Source organism: Pseudomonas sp. 1D4 (assembly GCF_001728925.1).
GTDB classification, from domain to species: Bacteria; Pseudomonadota; Gammaproteobacteria; order Pseudomonadales; family Pseudomonadaceae; genus Metapseudomonas; species Metapseudomonas otitidis.
Map to the genome: position 1 here is coordinate 16,860 of NZ_LXJQ01000028.1, position 22,559 is coordinate 39,418.

Annotated in this window: 18 protein-coding genes; all 18 read left to right on the top strand. The window is 68.2% G+C overall.

The features are described from left to right. Positions 1-78 precede the first annotated feature (78 nt). The 18 genes from dusB (at position 79) to A7D27_RS15520 (ending at position 22,496) form a co-directional block, all read left to right on the top strand. A complete protein-coding gene (dusB, locus tag A7D27_RS15440) occupies positions 79-1,074 on the top strand; it encodes a tRNA dihydrouridine synthase DusB (RefSeq protein WP_069562450.1) in 996 nt (331 codons plus the stop codon). Beyond that, positions 1,071-1,391, top strand: coding sequence for a DNA-binding transcriptional regulator Fis (gene fis / locus A7D27_RS15445; protein WP_044411145.1), 321 nt, complete (start codon positions 1,071-1,073; stop codon positions 1,389-1,391). Before dusB ends, fis begins: the two co-directional genes overlap by 4 nt. Positions 1,392-1,478: 87 nt before the next feature. Continuing rightward, positions 1,479-3,086 (top strand): bifunctional phosphoribosylaminoimidazolecarboxamide formyltransferase/IMP cyclohydrolase, encoded by a 1,608-nt coding sequence (gene purH, locus A7D27_RS15450; RefSeq protein WP_069565397.1) that lies wholly within the window; start codon positions 1,479-1,481, stop codon positions 3,084-3,086. 107 nt (positions 3,087-3,193) lie between these two features. Continuing rightward, positions 3,194-4,483, top strand: a complete 1,290-nt coding sequence (purD, locus tag A7D27_RS15455; RefSeq protein WP_069565380.1) for a phosphoribosylamine--glycine ligase — start codon at positions 3,194-3,196, stop codon at positions 4,481-4,483. Positions 4,484-4,600: 117 nt separating this feature from the next. Next, the gene (locus tag A7D27_RS15460) at positions 4,601-7,390 is read left to right on the top strand and encodes a hybrid sensor histidine kinase/response regulator (protein WP_069565381.1); all 2,790 of its coding nucleotides are present in this window, start codon (positions 4,601-4,603) and stop codon (positions 7,388-7,390) included. A 397-nt stretch (positions 7,391-7,787) separates the two neighbouring features. Next, the gene (locus tag A7D27_RS15465; protein WP_069562482.1) at positions 7,788-8,384 is read left to right on the top strand and encodes a MarC family protein; all 597 of its coding nucleotides are present in this window, start codon (positions 7,788-7,790) and stop codon (positions 8,382-8,384) included. A gap of 249 nt (positions 8,385-8,633) precedes the next feature. Continuing rightward, positions 8,634-10,445, top strand: a complete 1,812-nt coding sequence (gene atzF / locus A7D27_RS15470; RefSeq protein ID WP_256557175.1) for an allophanate hydrolase — start codon at positions 8,634-8,636, stop codon at positions 10,443-10,445. Positions 10,446-10,457: 12 nt separating this feature from the next. Next, complete coding sequence (gene uca, locus A7D27_RS15475) at positions 10,458-14,087, top strand: urea carboxylase (RefSeq protein ID WP_069565383.1); 3,630 nt, start codon at positions 10,458-10,460, stop codon at positions 14,085-14,087. Between the two features lies 1 nt (position 14,088). Beyond that, a complete protein-coding gene (locus A7D27_RS15480) occupies positions 14,089-14,811 on the top strand; it encodes a GntR family transcriptional regulator (RefSeq protein ID WP_069565384.1) in 723 nt (240 codons plus the stop codon). An 83-nt stretch (positions 14,812-14,894) separates the two neighbouring features. Then, complete coding sequence (urtA, locus tag A7D27_RS15485; RefSeq protein ID WP_069562456.1) at positions 14,895-16,157, top strand: urea ABC transporter substrate-binding protein; 1,263 nt, start codon at positions 14,895-14,897, stop codon at positions 16,155-16,157. A gap of 108 nt (positions 16,158-16,265) precedes the next feature. Next, on the top strand, positions 16,266-17,834 hold the full coding sequence (gene urtB, locus A7D27_RS15490) for an urea ABC transporter permease subunit UrtB (RefSeq protein ID WP_069565385.1): 1,569 nt from the start codon (positions 16,266-16,268) through the stop codon (positions 17,832-17,834). Beyond that, a complete protein-coding gene (gene urtC, locus A7D27_RS15495) occupies positions 17,834-18,910 on the top strand; it encodes an urea ABC transporter permease subunit UrtC (protein ID WP_069565386.1) in 1,077 nt (358 codons plus the stop codon). Before urtB ends, urtC begins: the two co-directional genes overlap by 1 nt. Next, positions 18,910-19,764 carry an urea ABC transporter ATP-binding protein UrtD gene (urtD, locus tag A7D27_RS15500; RefSeq protein WP_069565387.1) on the top strand — a complete coding sequence of 285 codons (855 nt, stop codon included), beginning with the start codon at positions 18,910-18,912 and terminating at the stop codon, positions 19,762-19,764. The genes urtC and urtD overlap by 1 nt, the downstream gene beginning before the upstream one ends. A gap of 64 nt (positions 19,765-19,828) precedes the next feature. Continuing rightward, positions 19,829-20,527, top strand: a complete 699-nt coding sequence (gene urtE / locus A7D27_RS15505) for an urea ABC transporter ATP-binding subunit UrtE (protein ID WP_069562460.1) — start codon at positions 19,829-19,831, stop codon at positions 20,525-20,527. Between the two features lie 315 nt (positions 20,528-20,842). Next, positions 20,843-21,307 (top strand): urease accessory protein UreD, encoded by a 465-nt coding sequence (locus A7D27_RS15510; RefSeq protein WP_069562461.1) that lies wholly within the window; start codon positions 20,843-20,845, stop codon positions 21,305-21,307. Between the two features lies 1 nt (position 21,308). After that, positions 21,309-21,449, top strand: a complete 141-nt coding sequence (locus tag A7D27_RS27910; RefSeq protein WP_371850577.1) for a hypothetical protein — start codon at positions 21,309-21,311, stop codon at positions 21,447-21,449. Between the two features lie 7 nt (positions 21,450-21,456). Continuing rightward, positions 21,457-21,966 carry a GNAT family N-acetyltransferase gene (locus A7D27_RS15515; RefSeq protein WP_069562462.1) on the top strand — a complete coding sequence of 170 codons (510 nt, stop codon included), beginning with the start codon at positions 21,457-21,459 and terminating at the stop codon, positions 21,964-21,966. Beyond that, on the top strand, positions 21,963-22,496 hold the full coding sequence (locus A7D27_RS15520; protein ID WP_069562463.1) for a GNAT family N-acetyltransferase: 534 nt from the start codon (positions 21,963-21,965) through the stop codon (positions 22,494-22,496). The genes A7D27_RS15515 and A7D27_RS15520 overlap by 4 nt, the downstream gene beginning before the upstream one ends. Positions 22,497-22,559 lie beyond the last annotated feature (63 nt).

Genomic DNA, 22,559 nt, shown 5'->3' on the forward strand with positions numbered 1-22,559 from the left:
ATCCGGTCATCGAGAGCGGGTATGATGCCCACCCTTTTTCGAAGACCCAGATCCGGCCCCCACAGGCAGGGAAGACCCATGTCGGCGGTACGCATCGGCCCATACGCACTACCCAACCAGGTGATACTCGCTCCCATGGCGGGCGTGACCGATCGTCCGTTTCGTCTGCTTTGCCGTCGCCTGGGCGCCGGCTTGGTAGTCTCCGAAATGGTCACCAGCGACGTGCGCCTGTGGAACAGCCGCAAGTCCCGGTTGCGCCTGCTACACGAGGGTGACCCGGAGCCCCGTTCGGTGCAGATTGCCGGCGGCGACCCGGAGATGCTGGCCGAGGCGGCCAGGGCCAATGTGGCACTCGGTGCGCAGATCATCGACATCAACATGGGCTGTCCGGCGAAGAAGGTCTGCAACAAGGCGGCCGGTTCCGCGCTGATGAAGGATGAAGCCCTGGTGGCACGCATCCTCGAGGCGGTGGTGAAAGCCGTCGATGTCCCGGTCACGCTGAAGATCCGTACCGGCTGGGACCGCGACAACAGGAACGGCATGGCCGTGGCGAGGATCGCCGAAGAGTCGGGTATCCAGGCGCTGGCCGTTCACGGTCGCACCCGGGCCGACCTGTACACCGGCGAAGCCGAGTACGACACCATCGCTGCGATCAAACAGTCGGTGTCGATCCCGGTCTTTGCCAACGGCGACATCGACTCGCCACAGAAAGCCAGACAGGTCCTCGACGCCACCGGTGCCGATGCCCTGCTGATCGGTCGAGCGGCCCAGGGGCGACCCTGGATCTTCCGCGAGATCACGCATTACCTGGCCACCGGCGAACTGCTGGCGGTACCGGGGCTGGAAGAGGTGGAACAGATCCTGCTGGAGCACCTGGCCGCACTGCACGCCTTCTACGGCGAAGTGATGGGCGTACGCATCGCCCGCAAGCATGTCGGCTGGTATCTCGCAACCCTGCCGGGCGCCAGGGAATTTCGCGCCCAGTTCAATCGTTTGGAGTCCACGGACGCGCAGTGCGCCAGCGTTCGGCAATTTTTCGCCGAGCGTCACAACGAAGGGGATAAGGCCGCATGACGACGATGACCGAGAATTTTTTTGATGGGGCAACACCCGTGAGCGACAACGCCAACCTGAAACAGCACCTGACCACACCGACCGCCGAGGGCCAGACCCTGCGCGGCAGCGTCGAGAAGGCACTGCACAACTACTTCGCCCATCTGGAGGGCGCGACGGTCACGGACGTCTACAACCTGGTGCTCTCCGAAGTGGAGGCCCCGCTGCTGGAAACCGTGATGAACTACGTCAAGGGCAACCAGACCAAGGCCTCCGAAATGCTCGGCCTCAACCGGGGCACGCTGCGCAAGAAGCTCAAGCAGTACGACCTCCTGTAAGCACGTATTCGATAAAGAAAGGGCGGCCCCCGAGAACATCAAAGGCCGCCCTTTTTTACTGATTCCCCTGCTCCGATGGACATCGACATGACCGACCAGACCACCCGCCTCCCCGTTCGCCGCGCCCTGATCAGCGTTTCCGACAAGACCGGCATCCTCGAGTTCGCCCGTGAACTGGCTGCCCTGGGCGTGGAGATCCTCTCCACCGGCGGCACCTACAAGCTGCTCAAGGACAACGGTGTCGCCGCCGTGGAAGTCGCCGACTACACCGGCTTCCCGGAAATGATGGACGGCCGCGTGAAGACCCTGCACCCGAAGATCCACGGCGGCATCCTCGGTCGTCGCAACCTGGACGGCGCGGTCATGGAGCAGCACGGCATCAAGCCGATCGACCTGGTAGCGGTCAACCTCTACCCCTTCGAGGCCACCGTCGCCAAGGCTGACTGCGACCTGCCCACCGCCATCGAGAACATCGACATCGGCGGCCCGACCATGGTCCGCAGCGCCGCGAAGAACCACAAGGACGTCGCCATCGTGGTCAACGCCAGCGACTACGCCGGCATCGTCGAGTCCCTCAAGGCCGGCGGCCTGACCTACGCCCAGCGCTTCGACCTGGCCCTCAAGGCCTTCGAGCACACCAGCGCCTACGACGGCATGATCGCCAACTACCTGGGCACCATCGACCAGGCCCGTGACACCCTCTCCACCGAAGGCCGTGGCGCCTTCCCGCGCACCTTCAACAGCCAGTTCGTCAAGGCCCAGGAAATGCGCTACGGCGAGAACCCGCACCAGAGCGCGGCGTTCTACGTGGAAGCGAAGAAGGGCGAAGCCAGCGTCTCCACCGCCGTCCAGTTGCAGGGCAAGGAACTGTCCTTCAACAACGTGGCCGACACCGACGCCGCCCTGGAATGCGTGAAGAGCTTCGTCAAGCCGGCCTGCGTCATCGTCAAGCACGCCAACCCCTGCGGCGTCGCCGTGGTACCGGAAGACGAAGGCGGCATCCGCAAGGCCTACGACCTGGCCTACGCCACCGACACCGAATCCGCCTTCGGCGGCATCATCGCCTTCAACCGCGAGCTGGATGGCGAAACCGCCAAGGCCATCGTCGAGCGCCAGTTCGTCGAAGTGATCATCGCCCCGAAAATCTCCGCCGCCGCCCGTGACGTGGTGGCCGCCAAGGCCAACGTGCGCCTGCTGGAATGCGGCGAGTGGCCGGCCGAGCGTGCCCCGGGCTGGGACTTCAAGCGCGTCAACGGCGGCCTGCTGGTGCAGAGCCGCGACATCGGCATGATCGCGGCAAGCGACCTGAAGATCGTCACCCAGCGCGCCCCGAGCGAGCAGGAGATCCACGACCTGATCTTCGCCTGGAAAGTGGCCAAGTTCGTCAAGTCCAACGCCATCGTCTACGCCAGGAACCGCCAGACCGTCGGCGTCGGCGCCGGCCAGATGAGCCGCGTCAACTCCGCCCGCATCGCCGCCATCAAGGCCGAGCATGCCGGCCTCGAGGTCAAGGGCGCGGTCATGGCCTCCGACGCCTTCTTCCCCTTCCGCGACGGCATCGACAACGCCGCCAAGGCCGGCATCACCGCCGTGATCCAGCCGGGTGGCTCCATGCGTGACAACGAAGTCATCGCTGCCGCCGACGAGGCCGGCATTGCGATGGTGTTCACCGGCATGCGCCACTTCCGGCACTGAGTGACAGGGACGCACCGAAGGTCTGCAGGAATAAGCTTTTGTAGGGTGGATGACGCTCTTCTCATCCACCATCGGGGCCCCTGGCCCGCCTCCTCGAGGAAAACGCAATGAACGTATTGATCATCGGCAGCGGCGGTCGTGAACACGCCCTGGCCTGGAAAGTGGCCCAGGACCCGCGCGTCGCCAAGGTCTTCGTCGCCCCGGGCAACGCCGGCACCGCCACCGAAGCCAAGTGCGAGAACGTCGCCATCGACGTGCTGGCCATCGAGCAACTGGCCGACTTCGCCGCTGCCAACGTGCAGCTGACCATCGTCGGCCCCGAGGCCCCGCTGGTGAAAGGCGTGGTCGATCTGTTCCGCGCCCGTGGCCTGGCCATCTTCGGCCCCACCGCCGGCGCCGCCCAGCTGGAAGGTTCCAAGGCCTTCACCAAGGATTTCCTCGCCCGCCACAAGATCCCCACCGCCGACTACCAGAACTTCACCGAAGTCGAGCCGGCCCTGGCCTACCTGCGCGAGAAGGGTGCCCCCATCGTGGTCAAGGCCGACGGCCTGGCCGCCGGCAAGGGCGTGATCGTCGCCATGACCCTGGCCGAAGCCGAGGACGCCGTGCGTGACATGCTCTCCGGCAACGCCTTCGGCGACGCCGGTGCCCGCGTGGTGATCGAAGAGTTCCTCGACGGCGAGGAAGCCAGCTTCATCGTCATGGTCGACGGCCAGAACGTGCTGCCCATGGCCACCAGCCAGGACCACAAGCGCGTCGGCGACGCCGACACCGGCCCCAACACCGGCGGCATGGGTGCCTACTCCCCCGCCCCGGTGGTCACCCCCGCCGTGCACCAGCGCGTGATGGACGAGGTGATCTACCCCACCGTCCGCGGCATGGCCGAGGAAGGCAACGTCTACACCGGCTTCCTCTACGCCGGCCTGATGATCGACAAGAGCGGCGCGCCCAAGGTCATCGAGTTCAACTGCCGCTTCGGCGACCCGGAAACCCAGCCCATCATGGTGCGCCTGGAAAGCTCCCTTGTCCTGCTGGTCGAGGCCGCCCTGGCCAAGGCCCTGGACAAGGTGGAAGCCACCTGGGACCCGCGCCCCACCGTGGGCGTGGTCCTCGCCGCCGGCGGCTACCCGGGCGACTACGCCAAGGGTGACGTCATCGAAGGCCTGGCCGACGCCGCCGCCCTCGATGGCAAGGTGTTCCACGCCGGCACCGCCCTCAAGGACGGCCAGGTGGTCACCGCCGGCGGCCGCGTGCTCTGCGCCACCGCCATCGGTGCCAGCGTGTCCGACGCCCAGCAGCAGGCCTACCGCCTGGCGGAGAAGATCCGCTGGAACGGCTGCTTCTACCGCAAGGACATCGGCTACCGCGCCATCGCCCGCGAACGCGGCGAAGGCTGAAGGTAGGTAAAGTTCCGGTAAAACCTCGCAAAGGCGGCCCAAGTGGCCGCCTTTGTCATATTCCGCCGGCTGGGCCTTGGCTATAATCCGGCCACTCATTCATGAAGGGACCTCGCCGTGCGCCGGCTCAGGAATGCCATAGGACTTTGCGTCAGCCTGCTGCTGACCCTGCTGTGCCTGCATCCCCTGCACGCCGCAGAGGCGCCGCGCTGGAGCGCCCTGCTCGACCCCGCCGCCAGCCTCCAGCTGGACGACGTCCGCGCCCAGCAATCCATCGCCCAGTTCACCCCCGTCGACCTCGACCGCCTCTACACCCCCGGCGGCGAAAGTGCCCTCTGGCTGCACTATCCGCTGCCGGCCGGCCAGCACGAACGGCTGCTGCGGGTCTTCGCCCCCTACCTCTCCTACCTCGACCTGTACGTGGTACGGGGCGGCGAGGTGATCGACCACATCCGCACCGGCAGCCGCCTGCCCTACGCCGAGCGGCCGCTACCCAGCCGTGACTTCCTGCTGCCGCTGCCCCAGCGCAGCGAGCCCCTGGACCTCTACCTGCGGCTCTCCTCCGAGCACGCCCTGCGCCCCACCATCAGCCTGCAGAGCGCCGCGCTGATGGCCGCCGACGACAGCCGCCCGCTGCTCTTCGGCCTGCTGCTGGGCAGCCTGGTGATGCTGGTGCTGCACAACGTCCTGCGCTTCGCCTACACCCGTGCCGGCTGCAGCCTGTGGCTGGCCGCCACCCAGCTCTGCATCATCGCCACCGCGCTGACGCTGCTGGGCATCAGCAGCCCCTGGCTGGACTTCTGGCCCGGCGCCCAGTCGCAGTTGGCCAACCTCTCCATGCTGGCTGCCATGGTCTGCGCCCTGGTCTTCGCTGGCGGCTTCTTCCGCCGCGTCTGCCCCGACACCCCGCTCAACGGCCTGTTGATCAGCGAAGCCGTGGTGATCGGCATCACCGGTCTGCTCCTGCTGGTGGCCACCGACCTGCAGTTCAACCAACTGGTCTACGGCATGGGCGCCGTCACCGGGCTCAGCATCTTCGGCGTCGCCGTGCACCACTGGCGGGCCGGCTACCGTCCGGCGCGCCTGTTCACCCTGGCGCTGCTGGTGTTCTGCGTGGCCTTCCTCGGTTCGCTGCCAGCGCTGTTCGGCTACTGGGCCGTGCGGTCGGAGTGGCTGGCCTTCGGCCTGCTCAGCATCACCAGCGTCAGTGGCGTGCTGATGAGCATGGCCATGAGCGAGCGCCAGCGGCGCATCCTCCTGGACGACTTCGTGGTCAGCCGCGAACTGGCCGCCAGCTCCGCCGAACTCAAGGCCAAGGGCGAGTTCCTGGCCAAGATCAGCCACGAGATCCGCACCCCCATGAACGGCGTGCTGGGCATGACCGAGCTGCTGCTGGGCACCCCGCTGTCGGCCAAGCAGCGTGACTACGTGCAGACCATCCACAGCTCCGGCAACGAGCTGCTCACCCTGATCAACGAGATCCTCGACATCTCCAAGCTGGAATCCGGGCAGATCGAACTGGACGACGTGCAGTTCGACCTCAACGCCCTGATCGACGACTGCCTGGACATCTTCCGCGCCAAGGCCGAGCAGCAGAAGGTCGAACTCATCAGCTTCATGCAGCCCCAGGTGCCGCGCGTGGTGGGCGGCGACCCGACGCGCCTGCGCCAGGTGCTGCTGAGCCTGCTGGACAACGCCTTCAAGCAGACCGACGAAGGCGAAATCCTGCTGGTGGTGGCCCTGGACACCAGCGGCGCCGAGCCACGCCTGCGCATCGCCGTGCAGGACAGCGGCCGTCCCCTGGAAGCCGGCGAGCGCGACGCCCTGCTCAACGCCGAACTGCACAGCAAGGACTTCCTCTCCGCCACCAAGCTCAGTGGCCGCCTTGGCCTGATCATCGCCCGCCAGTTGGTGCGCCTGATGCACGGTGACTTCGGCATCCAGAGCGGCGGCAACCAGGGCAGCACCCTGTGGCTGACCCTGCCCCTGGACAGCGAACGCCTGGAGCAGCCCGCCTCCGACCTCGACGGCCCGCTGCAGGGCGCGCGCCTGCTGGTGGTGGACGACAACGACACCTGCCGCAAGGTGCTCGTGCAGCAATGCAGCGCCTGGGGCCTGCAGGTCAGCGCCGTGCCCTCCGGCAAGGAGGCCCTGGCCCTGCTGCGCACCAAGGCCCACCTGCGCGAATACTTCGACGTGGTGCTGCTGGACCAGGACATGCCCGGCATGACCGGCATGCAACTGGCCGCCAAGATCAAGGAAGACCCGAGCCTCAACCACGACATCCTGATCATCATGCTTACCGGCATCAGCAACGCGCCGAGCAAGATCATCGCCCGCAACGCCGGCATCAAGCGCATCCTCGCCAAGCCGGTGGCCGGCTACACCCTCAAGACCACCCTGGCAGACGAGCTGGTCCAGCGCGCCGCCGGCGGCGCCGCCACCCTCCCCGGCTCCCAGGTCAGCTCGCCGCTCAACGTCCCCGGTGACTTCCGCATCCTCGTTGCCGAGGACAACAGCATCTCCACCAAGGTCATCCGCGGCATGCTGAGCAAGCTCAACCTGCAGCCGGACACCGCCAGCAATGGCGAGGAGGCCCTCAGCGCCATGAAGGAGCGCCAGTACGACCTGGTGCTGATGGACTGCGAGATGCCGGTGCTCGACGGCTTCTCCGCCACCGAGATGCTCCGTGACTGGGAGCGCGACGCCCAGCGCCCGCGCACCCCGGTGGTCGCCCTCACCGCGCACATCCTCAACGAGCACAAGGAGCGCGCGCGCCAGGCCGGCATGGATGGCCACATGGCCAAGCCGGTGGAACTGTCACAGTTGCGCGAACTCATCGAGCACTGGGTCGCCGAAAAGGAAATGCGCCGCCTGCGCGAACCGGGAAGCGCCCTGCATTCCTGAGGCTCCCGTAGCCCGGGATTCCGATCACGAATGAATTCGCTCGGCGGCGCTGCGCACCGCTTGGCGACTGAAGTCGCCCCTGCGAAGGCCTCACGCCCGCGCGCGGACATGACCGCTGCGCAGGGTGGATGACGCTCTTTTCATCCACCAGGCGGGGTCGGGCCTGGCATGCCGATGTGCCTGGCTCCGGGAGAGCGGTGGGCTGAAGCCCACCCTACGCCCACCCTGCTTCTGCCCCGCGCCACGCCCGGTACCCACACCGCGCTGACACGACGCGCACCCCACATCCGGCGGCGTGCCGGCGTATGATTGCCCCTCGCCAGGGCGACCCGGATCAACGGGTATGGCCCCCGGCGCCTCCTACAGTCACACCACCGTTGCCTCGCGAGCCCGTCCGATGCTCTCCACGATGTTCAGCCTGTACCTGAAGATGCTGGTGCTCTACAGCCCCTTCTTCGTCCTCTCCTGCTTCATCGGCCTCACCCGGGGCTACACGGTGAAGGAGCGCAAGAAGCTCGCCTGGAAGGTCGCCCTCGGCACCCTGGTGGCCAGCGCCCTGCTCTACCTGTTCGGCCAGAGCATCTTCAACGTCTTCGGCATCACCATCGACGCCTTCCGCATCGGCGCCGGCGCCGTGCTGTTCATCTCCGCCCTCGGCATGGCCCAGGGCAAGCCGGCGGTGCAGGCCGACAACGTCCAGCAGGACGTCACCATCGTGCCGCTGACCATCCCCCTCACCGTCGGCCCCGGCACCATCGGCGCCATGCTGGTGATGGGCGCCGGCCACGTGCACTGGAACGACAAGTTCACCGCCCTCGCCGCCATCGCCCTCGCCAGTGTCACCGTCGGCGTGGTGCTCTACCTCTCCAACCGCATCGAACGCATCCTCGGCGAGCAGGGCCTGCAGATCGTCAGCCGCCTGATGGGCCTGTTCGTCTGCGCCCTCGCCGCCCAGATCATCTTCACCGGGGTGAAGAACTACCTGGTGCCCTGACCGCGCACCGGCCACCACCAGGCCATCCGCAGGGCGGGGTCGACCCGTCCTGCAATGCGTGACAGCCGCAGCCCGGCGTGCACCACCCCATTGCCGGAGCGGCCCGCCGCGCCCCAGCGCAGTGCGCCACCGCACGCACCGCGCCCCCGCTGAAAGCCCCGGACGCCAGCAGCCACGGGCCTTTGGCGGACCTGGCACCGCCCTTGCTCTAGGGAATTCCAACTTGGATACAAGATGGAACCCCAGAACATGTCCGACGCCCCCATCGCCTTCACCCTGGCCGACTGGCAACAGGCCTACCGCGACCTGCTGCAACCCGCCGACCTGCTGCATACCCTGCGCCGGCACCTCACCGGGGAAGACAACGCCTGGATCAGCCTCGCCAGCGCCGAACAACTGGACGCCCAGCTCACCGAACTCAGCGCCCTGCTGGCCTCCGTCGACGGCGACCGGGAGCACCTGCCGCTGTACGGCGTGCCCTTCGCCATCAAGGACAACATCGACGCCGCCGGCTGGACCACCACGGCCGCCTGCCCGGCCTTCGCCTACCCGGCAACCGAGGACGCCACCGTGGTCCAGCGCCTGCGTGCAGCCGGCGCCATCCTCATCGGCAAGACCAACCTCGACCAGTTCGCCACCGGCCTCGTGGGTACCCGCTCGCCCTACGGCGCAGTAGCCAACACCTTCGACCCCGCCTATGTCAGCGGCGGCTCCAGCTCCGGCTCAGCCAGCGTAGTCGCCCGTGGCCTGGTGCCTTTCGCCCTGGGCACGGACACCGCCGGCTCCGGCCGGGTACCCGCCGGCTTCAACAACATCGTCGGGCTGAAGCCCACCAAGGGCCGCCTGCCCAACACCGGCCTGGTGCCGGCGTGCCGCAGCATCGACTGCATCTCCGTGTTCGCCCTGACCGTGGCCGACGCCGAGACCGTGGCGCACATCGCCGGCGGCTACGACGCCCGCGACCCCTACTCGCGGCAGAACCCCCATAGCGCCCCGGTGGGCATGCCCGCCGCACCCAAGCTGGCGGTGCCGGACAGCCTGGAGTTCTTCGGCGACGCACAGAACCGTGCCGTGTTCGACGCGGCCTTGGAGCGCCTGCGCGCCCTCGGCAGCACGATCACCCCGATCGACTTCAGCCCCTTCCGCCAACTGGCCGAACAGCTCTACCAGGGCCCCTGGGTGGCCGAACGCACCGTCGCCGCCGGCGCCATCCTCAGCGACCAGCCCGAGGCCATGGACCCGGTGGTGCGCAGCATCCTCGACCAGGGCCTGGGCTACAGCGCCTGCGACGCCTACCGCGCCGAGTACCTGCGCGCCGAACTGGCACGGCGCATCAACGACGCCCTCGCGCCCTTCGACGCCCTGGTGGTGCCCACCGCGCCCACCCTCCGCCGCATCACCGAGATGGCCGAGGAGCCGGTGCGGTTCAACGCCCAGTTCGGCACCTATACCAACTTCACCAACTTCGCCGACCTCAGCGCCCTGGCCCTGCCCGCGGGCCTGCGCGCCGACGGCCTGCCGGCGGGCATCACCCTGCTCGCCCCGGCCTGGCACGACAGCGCCCTGGCCGACTTCGGCAAGCGCTGGCAAGCGGCCCTCGGCCTGCCCCTGGGCGCCACCGGCCGCGCCCTGCCGCCCCAGGCAGCACCGACCCAGGCCCCTGGCTGCGTCCGCGTCGCAGTGGTGGGCGCGCACCTCACCGGCATGCCCCTCAACACCCAGCTCACCAGCCGCGACGCCGTGCGGGTGGAACAGACCCGCACCACGGCCGACTACCGCCTGTTCGCCCTGCCCGGCACCGTGCCACCCAAGCCGGGCCTGGTCCGCAGCCAGGGTGGCGCGCCCCTGATCGTCGAGCTCTGGGACATCCCCCTGGCGCGCTTCGGCGAGTTCGTCGCGGAGATCCCGCCACCGCTGGGCATCGGCAACCTGCAACTGGAAGACGGCCGCTGGGTGAAGGGGTTCATCTGCGAGCCCTACGCTCTGGAAGGCGCCCGCGACATCACCGCCTTCGGCGGCTGGCGCGCCTTCATCGCCAGCCAGCCAACCGACAAACACTAGGGAGAGACCGTCATGTTCAGCACCGTACTGATCGCCAACCGCGGCGAGATCGCCGTCCGCGCCATTCGCACCCTCAAGCGCCTGGGCGTGAAGAGCGTCGCCGTGTATGCCGACGCCGACCGCAACGCCCAGCACGTCCATGAGGCCGACCTGGCCATCGCCCTGGGTGGCGACAAGCCGTCCGACAGTTACCTGCGCATCGACAAGATCCTCGCCGCCGCCGCGCAAAGCGGCGCCCAGGCCATCTACCCCGGCTACGGCTTCCTCTCCGAAAGCGCGGAGTTCGCCGAGGCCTGCGAAGCCGCCGGCATCGCCTTCGTCGGCCCCACCCCCGGGCAGATCCGCGAATTCGGCCTCAAGCACCGCGCCCGCGAACTGGCCGCTGCCGCCGGTGTACCCATGGCCCCCGGCACCGGCCTGCTGCCGAGCCTGGACGACGCCCTGGCCGCCGCCGAGCACATCGGCTACCCGGTGATGCTCAAGACCACCGCCGGCGGTGGCGGCATCGGCCTCACCCGCTGCGCCGACGCCCAGGCACTGCGCGATGCCTATGAAAGCGTCAAGCGCATGGGCGAGCAGTTCTTCAGTGATGCCGGGGTCTTCCTCGAACGCTTCGTCGACCAGGCCCGCCATGTCGAAGTGCAGATCTTCGGTGACGGCCAGGGCCGCGTGGTCGCCCTGGGCGAACGCGATTGCTCGCTGCAGCGGCGCAACCAGAAGTTGCTGGAGGAAACCCCCGCCCCCAACCTGCCCCAGGCCACCCGCGAGCGCCTGCACGCCGCCGCCATCGAGCTGGGCGCCTCGGTGGGCTACCGCAGCGCCGGCACCGTGGAATTCATCTACGACGCCGCGCGCGACGCCTTCTACTTCCTCGAAGTGAACACCCGCCTGCAGGTGGAACACCCGGTCACCGAGATGGTCACCGGCCTCGACCTGATCGAATGCATGCTCCGCGTGGCCGCCGGCGACGCACTCGACTGGCCCACCCTGCAACGCGCGCCACAAGGCGCCGCGATGGAGGTGCGGATCTACGCCGAAGACCCGCTGAAGAACTTCATGCCCAGCCCCGGCGTGCTCACCGACGTGCATTTCCCCGACGACGTCCGCCTCGACGGCTGGGTCAGCACCGGCAGCGAGGTCTCGGCCTTCTACGACCCGATGATCGCCAAGCTGATCGTCCACGGCCGTGACCGCGACGAAGCCCTGGGCAAGCTGCGCAAGGCCCTCGGCGAAACCCGCCTGCATGGCATCGCCAGCAACCTCGACTACCTGCGCCAGGTGGTGGCCGACCCGCGCCTGGCCAGCGGCCAGGTTTCCACCCGCCTGCTCGACGACTTCGCCTTCCGCCCCAGCGCCATCGAAGTGCTGGAGCCCGGCACCTACTCCAGCGTGCAGGACTACCCCGGCCGCCTCGGCTACTGGGACATCGGCGTGCCGCCCTCCGGCCCGATGGACGACTTCGCCTTCCGCCTGGCCAATCGCATCGTCGGCAACCACGCCAGCGCCGCCGGCCTGGAGTTCACCCTGCAGGGACCGACGCTGCGCTTCCACTGCGATGCGCTGATCGCCCTGACCGGCGCCGACTGCCCGGCCGAGCTGGACGGCGAGCCCGTGGACTACTGGCAACCGCTCGCCATCAAGGCCGGCCAGGTGCTCAAGCTCGGCCGCGCCACCCACGGCTGCCGCACCTACCTCGCGGTGCGCAACGGCCTGGACGTGCCGCTCTACCTGGGCAGCCGCTCCACCTTCGCCCTCGGCCAGTTCGGCGGCCACGCCGGCCGCACCCTGCGCCCGGCGGACATGCTGGCCATCTCCCAGCCCGCCCTGCCGGCCTGCACCACCCCGGCCCCGGTGGCGCCACCCCAGGCCGCCGACCCGAGCCTCATCCCCCGCTACGGCAGCACCTGGGACATCGGTGTGCTCTACGGCCCCCACGGCGCCCCGGACTTCTTCACCGCCGAGGCCATCGAGGCGTTCTTCGCCGCCGAATGGGAGGTGCACTACAACTCCAACCGCCTCGGCGTGCGCCTGTCCGGCCCCAAGCCGAGCTGGACCCGTGCCGACGGCGGCGAAGCCGGCCTGCACCCTTCCAACGTGCACGACTGCGAATACGCCATCGGCGCAATCAACTTCACCGGCGACTTCCCGGTGATCCTCACCAAGGACGGCCCGAGCCTCGGCGGCTTCGTCTGCCCGGTGACCATCGCCAAGGCCGAACTGTGGAAGGTCGGCCAGGTGAAGCCCGGCGACAGGCTGCGCTTCCACCCCATCGGCTTCCAGCAGGCCCAGAGCCTGGAGCAGGCGCAACTGGGCAGCCTCGAAGCGCTGGCCGCCATCAGCGCCATGCCCCTGCCGGCGCCCAGCCTGCAGCCGGGCGCTACCGTCTCGGCCACCGTGCTCGCCGAACTGCCTGCCGAAGGCACGCGGCCACGGGTGGTGTACCGCCAGGCCGGTGATGCCTACCTGCTGCTGGAGTACGGCGACAACGTCCTCGATCTCGCCCTGCGCCTGCGCGTGCACCTGCTGATGGAGGCCCTCAAGGCCGAACCCCTGGCTGGCCTGGAAGAACTGGCCCCCGGCGTGCGCTCCCTGCAGTTGCGCTATGACAGCCGCGTGCTGCACCAGCAGACGCTGCTGCAGCACCTCCTGCGCCTGGAACAGCGCCTGGGCGATGTGGCCGGGCTCCAGGTGCCGACCCGCATCATCCACCTGCCCATGGCCTTCGAGGACAGCGCCACCCTCGGCGCCGTCGAGCGCTACCGGGAAACCGTGCGCGCCGAAGCGCCCTGGCTGCCGAACAACGTCGACTTCCTGCAGCGCATCAACGGCCTGGACAGCCGCGAGGCGGTGCGCGACATCCTCTTCGACGCCAGCTACCTGATCCTCGGCCTGGGCGACGTCTACCTCGACGCCCCCTGCGCCGTGCCGCTGGACCCGCGCCACCGCCTGCTTAGCTCCAAGTACAACCCGGCACGCACCTACACCGCCGAGGGCACCGTGGGCATCGGCGGCCTGTACATGTGCATCTACGGCATGGACTCCCCCGGCGGCTACCAACTGGTGGGCCGCACCCTGCCGATCTGGAACAAGTACGTGAAGAACGCCCAGTTCGAGCATGGCCAGCCCTGGCTGCTGCACGTCTTCGACCAGGTGCGCTTCTACCCGGTGAGCGAGGCCGAGCTGGACACCTTCCGCGAGGCCTTCCGCGAAGGTCGCGCCGAGATCCGCATCGAGCACGGCCTGTTCGACTTCGCCGAATACAACCGCTTCCTCGCCGCCAACGCCGAGGACATCCAGGCCTTCCAGGCGCGCCAGAAGGCCGCCTTCGACGCCGAGGTGCAGCTCTGGCGCGACGACGACCCGGCAGCCGCCAAGCCGCTGGCCGCCCCCCAGGACGACGAGGCCGACCTCGACGGCCACCTGGTCAGCGCCGACATGTGCGGCAGTGTCTGGAAGGTGCTGGTCGAGCCCGGCCAGCACGTCGAGGCGGGAACCCCGCTGCTGGTGGTGGAGGCGATGAAGATGGAGCTGGCGGTCACCGCACCGGTGGCCGGGCGGGTCAAGGCCGTGCGCTGCCAGCCGGGCAAGGCGGTGACCCCGGGCGACGCCCTGCTGCTGCTCGACCCCAGCGAGGCCGCCTGAGATGCAACTGGTCGACCCGGACAAACGCGGCAAGGAGCGCCCGGAGAATCTCGCCGAACGCATCTACGCCCAGCTCAAGGACGACATCTTCGAGTTCCGCCTGTTGCCCGGCGACCGCTTCTCCGAAGGCGAAATCGCCACACGCATGGCGGTCAGCCGCACGCCCGTGCGCCAGGCGCTGTACCGCCTGGAGCGCGAAGGCTACCTGGAGGTGTATTTCCGCAGCGGCTGGCAGGTCCGGCCCTTCGACTTCACCCACTTCGAGGAGCTCTACGAAGTGCGCATCCTGCTGGAGCTGGAAGCGGTGCGCCGCCTCAGCGGCCGCCCCCAGGGCGAGCTGCCCGAGGCCCTCGCACAGCTCCAGCGCACCTGGATGGTGCTGCCGCAGGAGCGGCTGCAGGACGGCCGCGCCGTTTCGCAGCTCGACGAGGCCTTCCACTGCCTGCTGCTGCAGGCTGCCGGCAACCGCGAGATGGCAAGGCTGCACGCGGAAGTCAGCGAAAAGATCCGGATCATCCGCCGCCTGGACTTCACCCAGAGCCCCCGCGTGGAGATCACCTACGAAGAGCACGCACGCATCCTCGGCGCGATCCTGTCGCGCCGCTGCGAAGAGGCACAGCACTTGCTGAAGAGCCACATCGAGGTCAGCAAGGCTGAAGTACGCAAGATCACCCTGCACATGTTGCACAGCGCTCGGCAACGGCCGCAGCCCGCCCAAGGGTGACGAGCAGGACCCGTTGAAAACTGCCCAGACAACAGACCGATAAACGCAGTGACTCACATACTCGAAAGAATGGAGATCGCCACATGCAACGTCGCAGCCTGATCAAGGCCTTCACCCTTTCCGCGTCCATCGCCGCCATGGGCCTGTCCTGGACGATCCAGGCCGCCGAGACCATCAAGGTCGGCATCCTGCATTCGCTGTCCGGCACCATGGCCATCTCCGAGACCTCGCTCAAGGACATGGCGCTGATGACCATCGACGAGATCAACGCCAAGGGCGGCATCAACGGCAAGAAACTCGAACCGGTGGTGGTCGACCCCGCGTCCAACTGGCCGCTGTTCGCCGAGAAGGCCCGCCAGTTGCTGACCAAGGACAAGGTGGACGTGGTCTTCGGCTGCTGGACCTCGGTGTCGCGCAAGTCCGTGCTGCCGGTGTTCGAGGAGCTCAACGGCCTGCTCTTCTACCCCGTGCAGTACGAGGGTGAGGAACTCTCGCCCAACGTCTTCTACACCGGCGCCGCACCGAACCAGCAGGCCATCCCGGCGGTGGAATACCTGATGAGCGAAGACGGTGGCAGCGCCAAGCGCTTCTTCCTGCTGGGCACCGACTACGTCTACCCGCGTACCACCAACAAGATCCTGCGCGCCTTCCTGCACAGCAAGGGCGTGGCCGACAAGGACATCGAAGAGGTCTACACCCCCTTCGGCCACAGCGATTACCAGACCATCGTCGCCAACATCAAGAAGTTCTCCGCCGGCGGCAAGACCGCGGTGATCTCCACCGTCAACGGCGACTCCAACGTGCCCTTCTACAAGGAGCTGGCCAACCAGGGCATCGAGGCGACCGACATCCCGGTGGTGGCCTTCTCCGTGGGCGAGGAAGAACTGCGCGGCATCGACACCAGGCCGCTGGTGGGCCAACTGGCCGCCTGGAACTACTTCGAATCGGTGGATAACCCGGTCAACAGCAAATTCGTCGAGCAGTGGAAGGCCTACGCCAAGGCCAAGAACCTGCCCAACTACAGCACCGCCGTGACCAACGACCCGATGGAAGCCACCTACGTCGGCCTCCACATGTGGGCCCAGGCGGTCGAGAAGGCCGGCACCACCGACGTCGACAAGGTCCGCGAAGCCATGGCCGGCCAGACCTTCGCCGCCCCCTCCGGCTACACCCTGACCATGGACAAGACCAACCACCACCTGCACAAGCCGGTGATGATCGGCGAGGTCCAGGACGACGGCCAGTTCTCCGTGGTCTGGCAGACCGAAGGCCCGCTGCGCGCCCAGCCGTGGAGCCCCTTCATCTCCGGTAACGACAAGAAGCCGGACTACGCGGTGAAGAACTAACCCAAAAGCTGGCGGCCTGAAGCCGGAAGCTGGACGTCCACGCGCGCCACTTCCCGCTTCGGGCTTCCGGCTTTCGGCCTCCCCCGCCGATACGGAGCCTCCCTCTCCATGCCCAACTGCCTTCTCCGAATCTTCCTGTCCCTGGCCCTGTTGCTGCCCCTGGCGGCCCGGGCCGGTGACGCCAACGACTTCGCTGCCGCCAATCCGAGCCAGCAGGCCCGGCTGCTGGAGCGTTGGGCCGCCGAGCCCGACGCCGCGCGCCAACCGCTGCTCGATGCCCTGCAACAGAATCGCTTCGCCATCGACGCCAAGCTGGCCTACTTCGAACAGGACGGCACCTGGCAGGCCGCCGAGGGCGACACCGCCCCCGCCGCCACGCCGAAGAAACTGCGCCTGAACAACCGCCTGCGCGGCCTGTTGATCACCACCCAGGCCAGCCACCAGTTGCTCGCCAGCGACCCGACCCTGCGCCTGGCCGGCGCCCGCGAACTGCAAAAGAGCGCCAAGCCCGCGCAGCTCGCCCTGCTCAATGCCCGCGTGGTGGCCGAAGCGGACGGCGCCGTGCGCGACGCCCTGTCCCTGGCCCTGGCCAACCTGCGACTGGTCGACCCCGACCCAGGGGTGCGCCTGAACGCCGTGCGCCTGCTGGGCGAGACCGGCGACCCGCTGGCCCGCACCCGCCTCGAAGCGCTGCTCGACCCGGCCGTGGAAACCGACGCTGCCGTGCGCACCGCCGCCGAAACCAGCCTGGCCCAGGTCAAGCGTCGGCTGGCCCTGGGCGAAGTGCTCGGCCAAGCCTTCAGCGGCCTGTCCCTGGGCTCCATCCTGTTGCTGGCCGCCCTGGGCCTGGCCATCACCTTCGGCCTGCTCGGGGTGATCAACATGGCCCACGGCGAAATGCTCATGCTCGGTGCCTACACCACCTACATGGTGCAGCTCGCCTTCCAGCGCCTGGCCCCCGACCTGCTCGCCCTCTACCCGCTGGTGGCGCTGCCGGTGGCCTTCTGCGTCACCGCCACCATCGGCATGGCCCTGGAGCGCACGGTGATCCGCCACCTCTACGGCCGCCCGCTGGAAACCCTGCTGGCCACCTGGGGCATCAGCCTGATGCTGATCCAGTTGGTGCGCGTGGTGTTCGGCGCGCAGAACGTCGAAGTGGCCAACCCGGCCTGGCTCTCCGGTGGCATCCAGGTGCTGCCCAACCTGGTGCTGCCGTACAACCGCATCGTCATCATCGGCTTCGCCCTGTTCGTGGTGGCGCTGACCTGGCTGCTGCTCAACCGCACGCGCCTGGGCCTCAACGTCCGCGCCGTCACCCAGAACCGCAACATGGCCGCCTGCTGCGGCGTGCCCACCGGCCGCGTGGACATGCTCGCCTTCGGCCTCGGCTCCGGCATCGCCGGGCTCGGCGGCGTGGCCCTGTCGCAGGTCGGCAACGTCGGCCCCGACCTCGGCCAGGGCTACATCATCGATTCCTTCCTGGTGGTGGTGCTCGGCGGCGTTGGCCAATTGGCCGGCAGCGTCATGGCCGCCTTCGGCCTGGGGGTGGCGAACAAGATCCTCGAACCACAGATCGGCGCCGTACTGGGCAAGATCCTGATCCTCGCGCTGATCATTCTCTTCATCCAGAAGCGGCCCCAAGGGCTCTTCGCACTCAAAGGACGGGTGATCGACTGATGAACCAGCCCCTGACCCTCACCGCCGCGCAGAAGGCCGGCCCGAAAGTCACCCTCGGCGTCGGCGCCCTGGTGCTCGCCGTGCTGATCGCCCTGCCGCTGCTGCACCTGCTGCCGGCCGACAGCCCGCTGCAGGTCTCGGCCTACACCCTGACCCTGGTGGGCAAGATCCTCTGCTACGCCATCGTCGCCCTGGCCCTGGACCTGGTCTGGGGCTATGCCGGGCTGCTGTCCCTGGGCCATGGGCTGTTCTTCGCCCTGGGCGGCTACGCCATGGGCATGTACCTGATGCGCCAGAGCGCCGGTGACGGCCTGCCGGCCTTCATGAGTTTCCTCGCCTGGAACGAACTGCCCTGGTACTGGGCCGGCACCTCCAGCTTCCTCTGGGCCCTGTGCCTGGTGGTGCTCGCCCCCGGCCTGCTGGCCCTGGTGTTCGGCTTCTTCGCCTTCCGCTCGCGGATCAAGGGCGTGTACTTCTCGATCATGACCCAGGCCCTGACCTTCGCCGGCATGCTGCTGTTCTTCCGCAACGAGACCGGCTTCGGCGGCAACAACGGCTTCACCGACTTCAAGCGCATCCTCGGCTTCGACATCACCGCGCCGGGCACCCGCGCCGTGCTGTTCCTGGCCACGGTGGCGCTGCTGGTGAGCGCCCTGGTGCTCGGCTGGCGCCTGTCGAAGAGCAAGTTCGGTCGGGTGCTCACCGCCCTGCGCGACGCCGAGAACCGGCTGATGTTCTGCGGCTACGACCCGCGCGGCTACAAGCTGTTCATCTGGGTGCTGTCGGCCGTGCTCTGTGGCCTGGCCGGCGCGCTGTACGTGCCCCAGGTGGGCATCATCAACCCCAGCGAAATGTCCCCCACCAACTCCATCGAGGCCGCCGTCTGGGTCGCCCTCGGCGGGCGCGGCTCGCTCATCGGCCCGCTGCTGGGCGCCGGGCTGGTCAACGGCATGAAGAGCTGGTTCACCGTGGCCTTCCCGGAATACTGGCTGTTCTTCCTCGGCGCGCTGTTCATCCTCGTCACCCTGTACCTGCCCAAGGGCGTGATCGGCCTGCTGAAGAAGGAGGGCAAGTGATGCGTGCCACCCCGAACTTCATGCTCGAACCCGCCTACGACCCCAACCGCGACGCCGGCAGCGGTCGCGATGCCCTGGGCCTCGGCCAGGCCGCCGGGCAGGGGCTGAACACCCGCCACGGCACCATCCTCACGCTGGAGGACATCAGCGTCAGCTTCGACGGCTTCAAGGCGCTCAACGACCTCAACCTGTACATCGGCGTCGGCGAGCTGCGCTGCATCATCGGCCCCAACGGCGCGGGCAAGACCACGCTGATGGACGTCATCACCGGCAAGACCCGCCCTGACACCGGCCAGGCCTGGTTCGGCGAAACCCTCGACCTCACCCGCATGAGCGAAGTCGAGATCGCCCAGGCCGGCATCGGCCGCAAGTTCCAGAAGCCCACGGTGTTCGAGGCGCTCAGCGTGTTCGAGAACCTGGAGCTGGCGCAGAAGACCGACAAGTCGGTGTGGGCCAGCCTGCGCGCCCGCCTCACTGGCGAGCAGCAGGACCGCATCGACGAGGTGCTCGCCACCATCCGCCTGGACAGCGCGCGCCAGCGCCCTGCCGGCCTGCTCTCCCACGGCCAGAAGCAGTTCCTGGAGATCGGCATGCTGCTGATGCAGGACCCGCAACTGCTGCTGCTCGACGAACCGGTGGCGGGCATGACCGACGCCGAGACCGAGTTCACTGCCGAACTGTTCAAGGGCCTCGCGCGCAAGCACTCGCTGATGGTGGTGGAGCACGACATGGGCTTCGTCGGCACCATCGCCGACCACGTCACCGTGCTCCACCAGGGCCACGTCCTGGCCGAAGGCTCCCTCGCCCAGGTCCAGGCCAACGAACAGGTGATCGAGGTGTACCTCGGCCGCTGAGGAACGAACCCCAGGGTGGATGACGCCTTTCCCATCCACCCTGCGCACAGACAAGGACATCGACATGCTGAAAGTCGACCAGCTCCACCAGTACTACGGCGGCAGCCACATCCTCCGCGGCCTCTCCTTCGAAGCCCGGATCGGCGAAGTCACCTGCCTGCTCGGGCGCAACGGCGTGGGCAAGACCACCCTGCTGAAATGCCTCATGGGCCTGATCCCGGCCAGGGAAGGCACGGTGAACTGGGAGGGCCGCGCCATCACCGGGCTCAAGCCGCACCAGCGCGTGCACGCCGGCATCGCCTACGTGCCCCAGGGCCGCGAGATCTTCGGCCGCCTGACCGTGGAGGAAAACCTGCTGATGGGCCTGTCCCGCTTCAGCGCCCGTGACGCCAGGGCCGTGCCCGAATCCATCTACGCGCTGTTCCCGGTGCTGCGCGAGATGAAGCACCGCCGCGGCGGCGACCTCTCCGGCGGCCAGCAGCAGCAACTGGCCATCGGCCGCGCCCTGGCCAGCCGGCCGCGTCTCCTGATCCTCGACGAGCCCACCGAGGGCATCCAGCCCTCGGTGATCAAGGAGATCGGCGCGGTGATCCGCACGCTGGCCGAACGCGGCGACATGGCCATCCTGCTGGTGGAGCAGTTCTACGACTTCGCCGCCGAACTGGCCGACCAGTACCTGGTGATGAGCCGGGGCGAAGTCATCCAGCAGGGGCGCGGGGAACACATGGAGGCCGAAGGGGTGAGAGGGTTGGTGGCCATCTGAAAAGCAATGGGTGACTTGTCACTTGAGCCCCCGAAGCGCACACGGTGATCGTGCCTGGCACACAAGGTGGGGCGGGGAAACGGCCCCTTCAGAAGACCGAGCGCAGTGGGCTGCCAGAGCTGTAGCAAGGCGACAGGTACGTTGACACACACCGCGACTGAAAAAAGAAACTCCCCCGGCGGGGCGAAACCAGAAACCTCCACAGAACTCGCAGATCAACCGGACTCTTTGAGCGTCAAATCTGCACCGAATCGGTTCAGGGCACGCCTCTTGCTTGCCCACTCGGTCAACTATTCCGGGAAACGCCACCGCCCCATGAAGCTGCCTGCCACCCCGTTCACGCCGAGCTGGCCCGCCGAACTGGAACTGGCCCATGCCCGCCGGGGGGAATGCACCATTCCGGTGCCGGACCGCCACCTCGGCCCCCTGAGGGTGCAAAAACACCTGCATGCAGAAGGCCCGGAGGTGTGCCAGCCCGTCATCGTCCACCCGCCCGGCGGCATCGACCTGCACGGCGATGTCCGTCTGCTTTACTGGGACATCGTGGCCCTCGGCCGCCCCGCTGCCGGCGAGCGCTTCGGCGACGGCCACTACCAGGCCGCTCTCGACATCCACTGTGACGGGCGTGGCGTCCTCACCCAATGGCCCGGCCTGGTCCCGGCCTGCTGCCTGGGCCCCGAGGCCCTGCAGGCCCGTGCCTGGCTCATCGAACTCTGGCGCCTGCTGCGCCCTGCCCTGCTCGGCCGCGAGGCCAAGCCCCCGCGAACCTGGAGTACTTGAGATGGACCTGTCGCCCCGCGAGAAAGACAAGCTGCTGATCTTCACCGCCGTCCGGCTGGAGGGTGCCCGCGACGGCCAGGCCCTGGCCCAACTGATGCGCTACGGCACCAAGCTGGTGAGCGTCCACCAGCCCATCGCCTGAGGTCGCCATGCCCTACGTCATCCATGACGCGCGGGACGCCGACTTGCCCGGCATCCTCGCCATCTACAACGACGCCGTGGCCCACACCACAGCGATCTGGAACGAAACCCAGGTGGACCTGGCCAACCGCCAGGCCTGGCTGGCCGAGCGCCGTGCCGCCGGCTTCCCGGTGCTGGCGGCGGTATCCCCCGCTGGCGAGGTGCTCGGCTACGCCACCTACGGCACCTGGCGCAGCATCGAAGGCTTCCGCCACACCGTGGAGCACTCGGTCTACGTGCGCGACGGCCTGCGCGGCCAGGGCATTGGCCGGCACCTGCTGGAAACCCTGGTGCACCGCGCCCAGGAGGCCGGGCTGCATGTGATGGTGGCGGCCATCGAGACGCAGAACAGCGCTTCCATCCACCTGCACCAGCGCCTCGGCTTCGTCGTCACCGGGCAGATGCCGCAGGTGGGGCGCAAGTTCGGCCGCTGGCTGGACCTGACCTTCATGCAGCGCCAGTTGGGCGAAACCCCGTGACGCCGGCCCTGCAGATCGACCGGCTCGACGCCGCCGGCCTGGCCCGGCAGCGCCCGGCGCTGGTGGCCTTGCTGCTGGACAGTGTCGGCCACGGCGCCTCGGTGGGGTTCCTCGCCGACCTGGATGCCGACGCGGCGGGGACCTACTTCGACCAGGTGCAGCAGGCCCTGGACGCAGGCGCGCAGTGGCTGTGGATCGCACAGCGCCAGGGCCAGGTACTCGGTAGCGTGCAGCTCGGCCTGTGCCAGAAGCCCAATGGGCTGAACCGCGCCGAGGTGCAGAAGTTGCTGGTGCTCAGCACCGCACGCCGCCAGGGCATTGCCCAGGCGCTGATGCAGCGCCTGGAGGCCGAGGCCCTGGCCGCCCGGCGCGGCCTGCTGTACCTGGACACCGAAGCCGGCAGCGATGCCGAGGCCCTCTACCAGCGCCTCGGCTACACCTGCATCGGCGGCCTGCCCGACTACGCCTGCGGCCCGGATGGCACCTACCGGGCCAACGCCATCTACTACAAGACGCTCTTCAACGCCTGACCCATGATTCCCGGCGAATACCAGACCCGGGACGGCGAGATCGAGCTCTATGCCGGCCGCCGC

Excerpts from the sequence above, each read along its gene's own strand:
- dusB (WP_069562450.1), top strand. The coding sequence starts at position 79 with ATGTCGGCGGTACGCATCGGCCCATACGCACTACCCAACCAGGTGATA.
- fis (WP_044411145.1), top strand. The coding sequence starts at position 1,071 with ATGACGACGATGACCGAGAATTTTTTTGATGGGGCAACACCCGTGAGC.
- purH (WP_069565397.1), top strand. The coding sequence starts at position 1,479 with ATGACCGACCAGACCACCCGCCTCCCCGTTCGCCGCGCCCTGATCAGC.
- purD (WP_069565380.1), top strand. The coding sequence starts at position 3,194 with ATGAACGTATTGATCATCGGCAGCGGCGGTCGTGAACACGCCCTGGCC.
- A7D27_RS15465 (WP_069562482.1), top strand. The coding sequence starts at position 7,788 with ATGCTCTCCACGATGTTCAGCCTGTACCTGAAGATGCTGGTGCTCTAC.
- atzF (WP_256557175.1), top strand. The coding sequence starts at position 8,634 with ATGTCCGACGCCCCCATCGCCTTCACCCTGGCCGACTGGCAACAGGCC.
- uca (WP_069565383.1), top strand. The coding sequence starts at position 10,458 with ATGTTCAGCACCGTACTGATCGCCAACCGCGGCGAGATCGCCGTCCGC.
- A7D27_RS15480 (WP_069565384.1), top strand. The coding sequence starts at position 14,089 with ATGCAACTGGTCGACCCGGACAAACGCGGCAAGGAGCGCCCGGAGAAT.
- urtA (WP_069562456.1), top strand. The coding sequence starts at position 14,895 with ATGCAACGTCGCAGCCTGATCAAGGCCTTCACCCTTTCCGCGTCCATC.
- urtB (WP_069565385.1), top strand. The coding sequence starts at position 16,266 with ATGCCCAACTGCCTTCTCCGAATCTTCCTGTCCCTGGCCCTGTTGCTG.
- urtC (WP_069565386.1), top strand. The coding sequence starts at position 17,834 with ATGAACCAGCCCCTGACCCTCACCGCCGCGCAGAAGGCCGGCCCGAAA.
- urtD (WP_069565387.1), top strand. The coding sequence starts at position 18,910 with ATGCGTGCCACCCCGAACTTCATGCTCGAACCCGCCTACGACCCCAAC.
- urtE (WP_069562460.1), top strand. The coding sequence starts at position 19,829 with ATGCTGAAAGTCGACCAGCTCCACCAGTACTACGGCGGCAGCCACATC.
- A7D27_RS15510 (WP_069562461.1), top strand. The coding sequence starts at position 20,843 with ATGAAGCTGCCTGCCACCCCGTTCACGCCGAGCTGGCCCGCCGAACTG.
- A7D27_RS27910 (WP_371850577.1), top strand. The coding sequence starts at position 21,309 with ATGGACCTGTCGCCCCGCGAGAAAGACAAGCTGCTGATCTTCACCGCC.
- A7D27_RS15515 (WP_069562462.1), top strand. The coding sequence starts at position 21,457 with ATGCCCTACGTCATCCATGACGCGCGGGACGCCGACTTGCCCGGCATC.